An 11,502-nucleotide genomic window follows, 5' to 3' on the forward strand; every position below is an offset into this window, starting at 1 on the left:
GCCGTCAATCGAGAGGGGGCGCGCCGGGGAGCGGTGTGCGTTCCCAGTAGGTAGCGTCGGCAAATCCGGCCCGTCCCCACGGGCGCGGGGAGCAGCTTCGGGCGAAGTTGGCCGAGGAGGTCGGGGAGGGTCCATCCCCGCGCGTGCGGGGAGCAGAGCAGAACGATTGGTTATCCACAGCCTCTCGCGGGTCCATCCCCGCGCGTGCGGGGAGCAGCTGTCGGGCGGCGCCGGACCGTGCCCGGCGCAGGGTCCATCCCCGCGCGTGCGGGGAGCAGCACGTCTCGCAGCCGCCCATCCGCCTGATGTCGGGTCCATCCCCGCGCGTGCGGGGAGCAGACCACTGACAGCCCGAGGACACCGGGGACGGGGGGTCCATCCCCGCGCGTGCGGGGAGCAGCTCGATGTAGCGGGCGGCGCTGGTGCGGCCCCAGGTCCATCCCCGCGCGTGCGGGGAGCAGCGCCTGGATCTGCTCGCGCGGGACCGTCCGAAGGGTCCATCCCCGCGCGTGCGGGGAGCAGGACGTCCTGTGCCGCTCGGTCCTGCGCGGCGCGGGTCCATCCCCGCGCGTGCGGGGAGCAGTCTTGCTGACCTGCAGTTCTATCGCAGGCGCTGCTGGTTCTGAACCACTTTCACTGAAACCGGCAAAGAGCCCAGAGCAGGCAAAGTGTCGATCGGGGGAGGTCGGTCGCCCATTATCCAGGGTCCGGTCTGTACAACGTGAACAGGGCTTCGGGAGGGGAGGTAGGCCCGTTGGGCGGTGTGTAACCAGTTCACGGTACGTGGTTGGTGGTTGTGGTGTGTCTGTATTTGGGAAACCCAGGGGTGTTGTCCGTCAAGTTTTCGGGAGGGTGCTCCTTCGCTCTGTGTGACGGTGTACTTCTACTTCATGGCAAGTGAGGGGGAGGGCCGTTCGGGTCTCCGTAGCAGGCTGGGCGGGCCGGTGCTCGCGTTGTGGGCGAAGCATGACAGGGGCTCGGACGGGTGGCTGCCGTTGTGGCAGCACTTGGAGGACAGTGCTGCTGTCGCTGGAATGCTGTGGGATCACTGGCTGCCGGTGGGTGTGCGCCGTCTGATCGGGGAGGCGTTGCCGGGGGGTGAGGCTGATGGGCGGCGGCTCGCGGTGTGGCTGGCCGGGGTGCATGACATCGGGAAGGCGACGCCGGCGTTCGCCTGTCAGGTGGAGTCCTTGGCGGACGTGATGCGTGGTGTGGGTCTGGGGATGCGTTCGCAGGGGGCTATGGGTCCTGAGCGGAGGATGGCGCCGCACGGGCTGGCCGGGCAGGTTCTGCTGGGGGAGTGGCTGGAGGAGGAGTTCGGCTGGGAGCCGGAGGCGTGCTGGCAGTTCACCGTGGTGGTGGGCGGGCATCACGGGGTGCCTCCGGAGGATGCTCAGATCGGTGCGCTGGAGAACCGGGGGCATCTGCTGTGGTCGTCGGGGAAGTCTCGTGCGGTGTGGCGTCGTGTGCAGCGGGAGCTGCTGGAGGCGTGTGCCGCGGAGTTCGGTGTGTGTGAGCGGTTTGGGCTGTGGCGTTCGGTGAGGCTTCCGCAGCCGGTGCAGGTGTTGTTGACGGCTGTGGTGATTGTGTCGGACTGGATCGCGAGCAATCCGGATCTTTTCCCGTATTACCCGCTTGATGTGCCGATGAGTGGGGCTGAGCGGGTGGCTGCGGCGTGGGAGGGACTGGATCTGCCGGGCCCGTGGCGGCCTGTGGATCCGGTGGGTTGTGTGGAGGAGTTGTTCGCGTCGAGGTTCGCGCTGCCGGAGGGTGCGAGGGTGCGTCCGGTGCAGGTGGCGGCGGTTGAGCTGGCGCGGTCGCTGGAGGCGCCGGGGCTGATGGTGATCGAGGCGCCGATGGGTGAGGGGAAGACGGAGGCGGCGCTGGCTGTGGCGGAGGTGTTCGCTGCCCGGTCGGGTGCGGGCGGTGTGTTTTTCGCTCTGCCGACGATGGCGACGGGGAACGCGATGTTTCCCCGGCTGCTGCGGTGGCTGGAGCGGCTGCCTTCCCTGGAGGGCCGGTCTCATTCGGTTCTGCTGGCGCATTCGAAGGCTGCGTTGAACGAGGACTTCTCCGAGCTGATGCGTGGTGGCCGTCGTGTCGAGGCGGTGGAGGTGGACGCCGACCGCAGGCATTCGGGGTCGGGGTCGTGTCGTGAGGCTGAGGCGGGGCTTGTGGCCCATACGTGGCTGCGGGGCCGGAAGAAGGCGATGCTCTCGTCGTTCGTGGCGGGGACTGTGGACCAGCTGCTGTTCACGGGTCTGAAGAGCAAGCACCTGGCGCTGCGGCACCTGGCGGTGGCGGGGAAGGTCGTCGTCATCGACGAGGCCCACGCGTACGACGCGTATATGAGTGTGTATCTCGACCGTGTGCTGTCGTGGCTGGGTGCCTACAGGGTGCCGGTGGTTGTTCTGTCGGCCACGTTGCCGGCAGGGCGTCGGCGTGAGCTGGTGGGGGCGTACGCCGGGGCCGGTACTGGTGCGGCTGGTGCTGTGGATGGTGCGTTCTCGACGGTGTCGGAAGCGGTGGAGTACCCGCTGCTGACGGCTGTGGCCGCGGGCGGCGTCCCGGTGGTGCGGCGTCCGCCCGCGTCCGGCCGGAGTGTGCCGGTGCGGCTGGAGTGTCTGGATGACGGCCTGGACCTGCTGGCGGACCGCTTGGGCGAGGAGCTCGCGGACGGCGGGTGTGCGCTGGTGGTGCGCAACACGGTGAAGCGGGTGATGGAGACGGCGCGGGTTCTGCGGGAGCGGTTCGGTGATGATGCCGTGACGGTCGCGCATGCCCGTTTTCTCGATCTGGACCGTGCGGCGATCGACAAGGACCTTCTGCGCCGGTTCGGTCCCCCTGGTGCGGGAGTGGAACGGCCGCGGGGGCGGCATGTCGTGGTGGCCAGTCAGGTCGCGGAGCAGTCTCTCGATGTGGATTTCGACGTGCTGGTCACCGATCTGTGCCCGGTGGATCTTCTGCTGCAGCGGATGGGCCGGCTGCACCGTCATCAGCGCGGCATGGGCCAGGGGGAGCGGCCGGGGAGGCTGCGGGAGCCGCGGTGTGTGGTGACGGGGGCGGACTGGGCGGGGCGGATTCCGGTGCCGGTGCGGGGGTCGGTCGCTGTGTATGGGCTGTATCCACTGCTGAGGGCGGCGGCGGTTCTGGGGCCGCATCTGGGCGGCGGGGGCGGCAGGCCGGTGCGGCTTCCGGAGGACATCAGTGTGCTGGTGCACGGCGCGTACGCGGAGGCGGCAGAGGTGCCCGACGGGTGGGAGCAGGCTCTGGCTTCGGCGGGGGTCTTGCAGGAGAGGCAGCGTGCCGCGCAGAGGGAGAAGGCTGCGGTGTTCCGGCTCGGTGTCGTCCGTGATCCGGGTGAGCCGCTTATCGGGTGGGTGGCCGCGGGGGCGGGGGACGCGGATGACACGCGGGCGGGGCGGGCCCAGGTCCGTGACAGCCGGGAGAGCCTTGAGGTCATCGTGGTCCAGAGGCAGAGCGACGGGCGGCTGCGTACGGTTCCGTGGCTTGGTGAGGACCGCAAGGGCCGGGAGACGGGTGGTCTGGAGCTGCCGCAGGATCAGGTTCCTGCTCCTCGGGCGGCTCGTGTGGCTGCGGCCTGCGGGCTGCGTCTTCCCTACGAGTTCTCGGGAGAGGTGATGGACCGGGCCATCGCCGAGCTGGAGGGTCTGGTCGTCGACGCGTGGCAGTCGAAGGAGAGCGCATGGCTCGCGGGCGAGCTGATTCTGCAGCTGGACGAGCGTTGTCAGACCCGTCTGGCAGGCTTCTCGCTTCGGTACTCCAACATCGAGGGACTCGAGGTGACCCGTGACGCAGGCGCGTGACGCGGAAATGCGGGAGCTGTCGTTCGACCTGACGGTTCAGCCGTGGATCACCGTGGAGATAGACGGCACGGAGCGGGAGCTGTCTCTGCGTGAGGTGTTCACGCGGGCCGGAGAGGTGCGCCGGATCACGGGTGATCTGCCGACGCAGGAGTTCGCTCTGCTGCGGCTGCTGCTCGCGATCGCCCACGACGCCGTCGACGGCCCGAAGGACATCGACCACTGGGTCGGGCTGCGCGACGACCCCCGGTGTTTCGATGTGGTGTCCGAATACCTTGAAGCCCACCGCGGAAGGTTCGACCTGCTGGACGCTCAGGCGCCGTTCTTCCAGACGGCGGGGCTGCGGACCGCGAAGGACGAGGTGTCCTCGCTCAACAGGATCGTGGCCGATGTCCCCAACGGCGAGCCGTTCCTCTCCGCACGGTTACCCGCTGTCGACCGGCTCAGCTTCGCGGAAGCCGCGCGGTGGGTGGTCCACACACACGCCTTTGACACCTCCGGCATCAAGAGCGGCATGGTGGGCGACGCCCGCGCCAAGGGCGGGAAGGTCTACCCCCTGGGTGTCGGATGGGCCGGGTGCCTCGGCGGGGTCTTCGTCGAAGGACGCGACCTGCGCGAGACGCTGCTGCTCAACCTCGTGGCAGCGGATACCAGCAGCATTCCTGACGGCGGGGGCCAGGACCTGCCGGTGTGGAGGCGTGAACCGGACGGACCCCAGGGACGGGAGCGCACCCCTGCCGGGCTGCGGGACCTGTACACGTGGCAGAGTCGGCGACTGCGCCTGCACGCCGACGCCGACGGAGTGCACGGAGTCGTCCTCGGCTACGGCGATCCGCTGGCCGCCCGGAACATGCACACCCGTGAGCCGATGACCGCCTGGCGCAGGAGCCAGGCACAGGAGAAGAAGCACGGCGAGCCGCTCGTGTACATGCCGCGCGAGCACGATCCGGCACGGTCCGCGTGGCGTGGCCTCGGATCGATGATCGCCGACCGGGTCCAGAACCAGCCGGACGCCAGTGGAGTGTCCCCCTACCTGCGGCCCGGGATCCTGGACTGGGTGGCCCGTCTGGTGACACGCAGGAAGCTCAGCAAGGGGTTCCTCGTCCGGGCGCGGATCGTCGGCACCGTCTACGGAACGCAGCAGTCCGTCATCGAGGAGGCCGTCGACGACCACCTGACCATGGACGTGATCCTGCTGCACGAGCAGGACCGCGAGGCCGCGCAGCAGGCGATCGACGCGGTCGGGGACGCCGAGAGAGCGGTCAACACCCTCGGCGATCTCGCCACCGATCTCACGCGCGCGGCCGGATCGGAGAACACCTCCTCCCGCCAGGTGGCACGCGACCGTGGGTTCGGGGAACTGGAAGGCCCCTACCGTGCCTGGCTCGCTGCCCTGGGTGAGGCCGACGATCCCCTCGACGCACGCGCCGAGTGGCAGGCCCAGGCCCACACGATCATCTCCCGTCTCGGCAGGGAGATGATCACCGGCGCGGGAGACGCGGCATGGCAGGGACGCACGGTCACGTCCAAGCAGGGTGACGTGTGGCTCAACTCCGGCCTGGCCGAACGATGGTTCCAGGCCCGCCTGCGCTCATGCCTGGGCCAGACCTTTCCACCTGACCTCCCGTCCGACACGAACGGGACGGCGGAACCCTCCTTGAAGGTGCACGCATGACCACTGCCAGCAAGGGCCTGAACCCGGTCGGCGAGCTGGTCGCCCAGCTCTCCCATCAGCTCATCAGCAGATGGCAGCACGGATACCTCAACGACGAGGCCAAAGCGGTAGCTGCCCTCGCCCGGCTGCGGCGTGGAGCGGGCAAGCCCGCCGGACAGACACCGGACCTGTGGGATCTCGTCGACACCCAGCTTCTCCACGGCGTGCGCCGCGACGGCGCTCCGCTGAGCGAGACGGAACTGGCACGGGCCGAGGACGCCCTGCACGTCAGCCTCACCCTGTGGGCCTTCCACCAGCAGTCCCGCAGCCGTGGCATGCACGAGCTCCACAAGCGGGAACGCCCGAGAGGCCTGGGGGCCGCGGTCCACCGTCTGATGCCGGCCAACGACATCGACGACGGTCTGCGCAAGCGCTTCGTCCGTGCCGGCAACGCACCCGACCTGGCCGCCCTCACCCGACACCTCCGGGAGATCGTCACCCTTCTGCGCCGTGACGAGGTCAGCCTCGACTACGGCCTCCTCGCCGGACAGCTCTACCAGTGGCAGTGGCCCGGCGGAGCGGAACGGGTCCGTCTGGCGTGGGGCCGTTCTTTCCACGCCTGGAAGGACCACGACCGTGTACCCAGCCAGGCCACTGCCCCCGAAGAGGTGGCTCCTGGCAGCCCTGACCTCGTATCCAGCTCCCTCGCCTTCCCTGACAAGGACGCTTCGTGAACCGCTTCTACCTTGACGTGCACGCGCTGCAGACCGTCCCGCCGAGCAATCTCAACCGCGACGACACCGGAGCCCCCAAAGGTGCGGTCTACGGCGGGGTGCCTCGTGCACGTGTCTCCAGCCAGGCATGGAAGCGTGCCACCCGCGCCTACTTCGGAGACGCCCAGCTCCTCGAGCCGCATGAGCTGGGCGTCCGCACGAAGAAGATCGTCGAGGTGATCGCCGACCGCATCGCCGCCGCCGACGCCTCCCTCACCGGAAGTCCGGCGCAGCAGCTGGCCGCCGAGGCCGTCCAGGCCGCCGGCCTGAAGGTCGAGGTCCCCCGGCGCAAGGCCGACGCCGCGGCGAAGAACGACGGACCCGAGCCGCTGCCGGAAGCCAAGTACCTGGTCTTCCTCAGCTCCCGGCAGCTCGACGGCCTGGCCGGCCTCGCTCTCGAAGGCGCGGCCGACGGCAAGGCGTTCTTCAAGGAGAAGAAGAACAAGGACCGGGCCAAAGCCCTCGCCGACACCCGTCACTCCGTCGACGTCGCCCTGTTCGGCCGCATGGTCGCCGACGTCACCGACATCAACGTCGACGCCGCCGTACAGGTCGCGCACGCCATCAGCGTCCACCGCGTCGACAACGAGTCGGACTACTTCACCGCGGTCGACGACGAGAACAAGGACGACGAGCCCGGCGCCGGGATGATCGGCACCGTCGACTTCAACTCCGCCACCCTCTACCGGTACGCGGCCCTCGGGGTGCACCAGCTCGCGGCCACCCTCGGGCAGGGGCTGCGCGAGGACGAGCCGCCAGTCACCCCGGTCCGCCGGGCCGTCGAGGCGTTCCTCCGCAGCTTCGTCGAATCCCTCCCCAAGGGAAAGATCAACACCTTCGGCAACCACACGCTCCCCGAGGCTGTGATCGTCAAGCTCCGCACCACCCGCCCCATCAGCTTCGTCTCCGCCTTCGAAGAAGCCGTACGGGGCGACCAGGTCGGACACGTCCGCGAAGCCTCCGAGCGCCTCGCCGAATACATCCCCGACATCGAAGCCAAGTACGGCGACGACGCCTCCACCCTCACCTGGATCCTGCGCATCGGCCCGAACACCCAGAAGCTCAGCGGGCTCGGCACCGAAGCCGACAGCCTCCGCGACCTCACCACCGCCGTCGGACAGGCCGTCGCCCAGCGCCTGGACGCCCCCGCATGAGCGTCCTGACCCTCCAGCTCGCCGGCCCCCTGCAGTCCTGGGGGGCCACCGCCAGGTTCACCCGCCGCACCACCGAATCCGCCCCGACCAAGAGCGGCGTCATCGGTCTCCTCGCCGCGGCAACCGGCATCCAGCGCGGAGACGACGAACAGCTCAAACCCCTCGCCGCACTCCGCTTCGGCGTACGGACCGACCAGCCGGGCACCCGGCTACGGGACTTCCAGACCGCCATCAACTGGGACACCGGCAAGTCCATGCCGCTCTCCGAGCGCTTCTACCTCGCCGACGCCGTCTTCGTCGCCGCCCTCGAAGGACATCTCGACCTCCTCACCGAACTTCACACCGCGCTCCGTGCCCCGGTCTACCCACCGTTCCTCGGCCGCCGCTCCTGCCCCCCGGCACAACCAGTCGAACTCGGTCTCCACCCCGGCCTGGACCTTCTTCAGGCTCTCAGGCAGGAACCCTGGCAGGCATCCGAGTGGCACAAGAAACGCCACACCGGCCAAACCACCGTGACCCTACCCATCCTCTACGAATCACACCAGACCACCGGTGCCACGGATACCCTGCGTGACCAGCCCCTCAGCTTCGCCTCCGAGCACCTGCGCCACACCCTGCGCCCCGTCACCCGCACCGAAGTCCAGGTCCCGGTCCAGGGCGCCCCCGCGCCTCAGCACGACCCGTTCGACGCGCTCCTCCAGGAGAGCCCCTGATGTATCTGACCCGTTTCCGGGTGAACACCGCCCGCACCGGCGCCCGACGCCTGCTCTCCTCCCACCAGGTCCTGCACGCCGCCGTCATGTCATCGTTCCCCTCCCTGCTGCCCACCAGCCAGCCCGCCACCGACGCCCCCCGCGTCCTGTGGCGCCTTGACCACAACGCCCCTGGAGAAGTACTCCTCTACCTCGTCAGCCCCGACACCCCCGACCTCACCCACCTGGTGGAACAGGCAGGATGGCCGACAACCCTGGCCGACGGGACCGGCTGGCAGACCCACCCCTACACCCCGCTCCTCGAACGCCTGGCAAAAGGCGACCGATGGGGCTTCCGGCTGACCGCCAACCCCGTGCACCACATCCGCCGCACCGACGACGAGCCCCGCAAACGCACCGCCCACCTGACACCACACCACCAGATGAGCTGGCTCCTGGACGCCGACCGGCAGGACCGCAGCGGATTCCGCGTACTCGAAAAACCAGAACACAACCGGCTCCTGCCCGAAGGAACCACTCACCAGGGCCGTCCACACCACGGCGACCGGTACGAACTGACAGTCCGCGACCCACGCACCATCAACTTCGACAAATCCCGCACCACCAGCGCGAGACGCGGCCACCCCGTCACACTCGTCACCGCCACGTACGACGGCCGCCTCGAAGTCACCAACCCGGACCTCATGCGCCGCACCCTCACCCAAGGCCTCGGGAAAGCCAAGGCATACGGCTGCGGCCTCATGACACTCGCACCCCTCCCGACCGAGGCCGCCCGTTGACCTCCATCTCCCGGCGCGGCGCGCTCACCCCACGTGAGCTGACACGCGCGAGTGAACGCCTCTCCTTCGTCTACCTGGAGCGCTGCACGGTCCACCGGGACGCGAACGCCATCACCGCTTCTGACGCCGACGGCACCACCCATATCCCCGCCGCGACCATCGGTACCCTGCTCCTCGGCCCAGGCACCCGAATCACCCACCAGGCGATGAGCGTCCTTGGAGAAACTGGCGCAGCGGTCGCCTGGGTAGGGGAGCGCAGCGGGAGCGCAGCGTGCGCTACTACGCCAGCGGCCGAGCCCTGACCAGGTCCTCAGCACTCGCCGAGGCCCAAGCCCTCCAGTGGGCCAACAACCGTTCACGCCTCAGCGTCGCCCGCGCCATGTACCAGCTCAGATTCCCCGAGGAGGACCCGAGCGGACTGACCCGCCGCGAACTCCTCGGCTACGAGGGCGACCGCGTCAAGAAGTGCTACCACGCCCAGGCCGCGCGCACCGGAGTTCCCTGGCGCGGTCGCAGATACGTACCCGGCGACTTCGCCGCCGGCGACGCGGTCAATCAAGCGATCACCGCAGCAGCCCAGTGCATGTACGGCATCGCCCACGCCGTCGTCACATCACTGGGGTGCAGCCCGGCCCTCGGGTTCGTCCACTCGGGACACGAACTCTCCTTCGTCCTGGACATCGCCGACCTCTACAAGACAGAAATCGGCATCCCTCTGGCCTTCGACATCGCGGCCCAAGGCGAGGAGGACATCGCTCCCCGAACGCGCAGGGCCCTGCGCGACCGCATTCACGAGACGGCACTGCTCGAACGCTGCGTCGACGACATCAAACGGATCCTTCTTGGCAGCAACGAAACCACCCTGACAGATCCGTCAGCCACTTGGGACGTCGTCAATCTTCAGAGCGACAAGAACGAACAGGTGCCATCTGGCGTGAACTACGGTGGCAGCGCAGAAAGCCCCTACGAGGAATTGGCTCTGACCTGGTGACAGTCATCGTTCTGACCAACTGCCCAGCTGCACTCCGAGGATTCCTCACCCGATGGCTTCTTGAGATCTCAGCCGGCGTCTTCATCGGAAACCCCTCGGCGCGGATCCGGGACATCCTCTGGAGCGAGATCCAACAGTACGCCGACCAGGGGAGAGCCCTGCTAGCCCATACGACAAACAATGAACAGGGATACACCTTCCAGACCTTCGACCACGCCTGGCGCCCTATCGACCACGACGGCCTGACCCTTATTCACCGCCCCGTACACAAGGCGAACTCAGCGGCAGAGGCCCCAGCAAGTAAGCCCGGATGGAGTAAGGCATCGAAAAGACGCCGCTTCGCACGCTAGAGCGACGATCTGGGGAATCCCTCGCGAATCACGGCACCGGCCTCACCCTTGCAGGTCTCCTCGGCTACTGCGTCCAGCAGATGCTGTGACCACCCGGAACCCGGCCTCGCGGCAGAGTTCCGGACCAGCCCGGAACTCTGCCGGAAAGACCGCGTCGGCCGACGCGTTGCGCGGGGTTCCTCGACGTCCCCGCAGTGCTTGCGACCATGCGCGAGGGTGTGTGTCCATGGCAGACACCGCTGACACTCCGGACACCCCCGTGTCGGACCCTTCCGAACTGGTCACCCTTCTCGGCCTCCGGCCACACGTCGAGGGCGGCTGGTTCCGCGAGACCTGGAAGACCTTGGGAGGGACGGTCCCCGAGGGATACGGCGGACCGCGGGCCTTCGCGACCGGGATCTACTTCCTGCTCCATCCCGGCGAGGTCTCCCGCTGGCACCGCGTCCGTTCGGACGAACTCTGGCTCTGGCACCGGGGTGGCCCGCTGCGGTTGCGGCTGGGCGGGCACGGTGGCGCCCCGGACGAAGCCGGAGCGGCCGAGGTGATGGTGGGGAACGGGATCGAGCACGGGGAGCAGCCGCAGTTCCTCGTCCCGGGCGGCGCCTGGCAGAGCGCCGGACCTGCGGGTGACGAGCCGGTCCTGGTGACATGCGTCGTCGCCCCGGGCTTCGACCTCCAGGACTTCGAGATGCCGTAGCACCTCAGGAGCAGCCCCGCCCCGCGCTCGCCGCCCGCACATTCCCCGAGCTGAGCACGACCAGGCAGGGGCCGACGCCCCTCGACAGCGTCCGTGCCGCTGTGATCCGCCGGGCCGGTGCCGCTCCCCGATCAAGTCCTAGGTGCGGGCAGCGGAAGCCGAAGCGGCGGACCACCACCGTCGTGCGCGACGGCCGCGCACCGCTCGCGTTCGGCGCGGCGATCGGGATGCGTCGGCGGGGAGAGAGACGGGGAGTCCTAGGACTTGTCTGATAATTGATCTTGTGGTGGGTCGTGGTGAGCTGACGGATGTGGCGTGGGAGCGGATAGCGCCTCTGTTGCCTGGTGTTGATGGCCGTGGGCGGCCGTGGCGGGATCACCGGCAGGTGATCAACGGGGTGTTGTGGCGGTTGCGGACCGGTGCGCCGTGGCGTGACCTGCCGGAGCGCTACGGGCCGTGGCAGACGGTCTATGAGCGGTTCGCCCGCTGGGAGGCGGACGGCACCTGGGCTCGTCTGCTCGAGCAGGTCCAGGTCCGGGACGACTCCGTCGGAGCCGTGGAGTGGAC

General features: G+C 68.8%; 9 protein-coding genes, 1 pseudogene and 1 CRISPR repeat array. All 10 genes and pseudogenes read left to right on the forward strand.

The features are described from left to right. Positions 1 to 6 precede the first annotated feature (6 nt). Positions 7 to 583: a CRISPR direct-repeat array (repeat unit 28 nt; unit sequence GGTCCATCCCCGCGCGTGCGGGGAGCAG). Positions 584 to 890: 307 nt separating this feature from the next. Next, a complete protein-coding gene (gene cas3, locus ACFXGN_RS32515; protein ID WP_384866011.1) occupies positions 891 to 3,827 on the forward strand; it encodes a CRISPR-associated helicase Cas3' in 2,937 nt (978 codons plus the stop codon). A 7-nt stretch (positions 3,828 to 3,834) separates the two neighbouring features. Next, positions 3,835 to 5,499: a type I-E CRISPR-associated protein Cse1/CasA gene (gene casA / locus ACFXGN_RS32520; RefSeq protein WP_384866013.1), complete on the forward strand. Its 1,665-nt coding sequence runs from the start codon at positions 3,835 to 3,837 to the stop codon at positions 5,497 to 5,499. Further along, the gene (gene casB / locus ACFXGN_RS32525; RefSeq protein WP_384865997.1) at positions 5,496 to 6,212 is read left to right on the forward strand and encodes a type I-E CRISPR-associated protein Cse2/CasB; all 717 of its coding nucleotides are present in this window, start codon (positions 5,496 to 5,498) and stop codon (positions 6,210 to 6,212) included. Before casA ends, casB begins: the two co-directional genes overlap by 4 nt. Then, complete coding sequence (gene cas7e, locus ACFXGN_RS32530) at positions 6,209 to 7,405, forward strand: type I-E CRISPR-associated protein Cas7/Cse4/CasC (RefSeq protein ID WP_384865999.1); 1,197 nt, start codon at positions 6,209 to 6,211, stop codon at positions 7,403 to 7,405. The genes casB and cas7e overlap by 4 nt, the downstream gene beginning before the upstream one ends. After that, positions 7,402 to 8,118, forward strand: coding sequence for a type I-E CRISPR-associated protein Cas5/CasD (gene cas5e / locus ACFXGN_RS32535; RefSeq protein ID WP_384866001.1), 717 nt, complete (start codon positions 7,402 to 7,404; stop codon positions 8,116 to 8,118). The genes cas7e and cas5e overlap by 4 nt, the downstream gene beginning before the upstream one ends. Further along, the gene (gene cas6e, locus ACFXGN_RS32540) at positions 8,118 to 8,897 is read left to right on the forward strand and encodes a type I-E CRISPR-associated protein Cas6/Cse3/CasE (protein WP_384866003.1); all 780 of its coding nucleotides are present in this window, start codon (positions 8,118 to 8,120) and stop codon (positions 8,895 to 8,897) included. Before cas5e ends, cas6e begins: the two co-directional genes overlap by 1 nt. Then, a pseudogene (gene cas1e / locus ACFXGN_RS32545) lies at positions 8,894 to 9,888 on the forward strand (type I-E CRISPR-associated endonuclease Cas1e). Before cas6e ends, cas1e begins: the two are co-directional and overlap by 4 nt. Continuing rightward, positions 9,885 to 10,238: a type I-E CRISPR-associated endoribonuclease Cas2e gene (cas2e, locus tag ACFXGN_RS32550; RefSeq protein WP_384866005.1), complete on the forward strand. Its 354-nt coding sequence runs from the start codon at positions 9,885 to 9,887 to the stop codon at positions 10,236 to 10,238. Before cas1e ends, cas2e begins: the two are co-directional and overlap by 4 nt. Positions 10,239 to 10,464: 226 nt before the next feature. Beyond that, positions 10,465 to 10,935: a cupin domain-containing protein gene (locus ACFXGN_RS32555; RefSeq protein ID WP_384866007.1), complete on the forward strand. Its 471-nt coding sequence runs from the start codon at positions 10,465 to 10,467 to the stop codon at positions 10,933 to 10,935. 283 nt (positions 10,936 to 11,218) lie between these two features. After that, on the forward strand, positions 11,219 to 11,502 hold a 284-nt coding region (locus tag ACFXGN_RS32560; protein WP_384866009.1), incomplete at its 3' end, for an IS5 family transposase.

It is taken from the genome of Streptomyces sp. NPDC059247, from assembly GCF_042754005.1.
Lineage (GTDB): Bacteria > Actinomycetota > Actinomycetes > Streptomycetales > Streptomycetaceae > Streptomyces.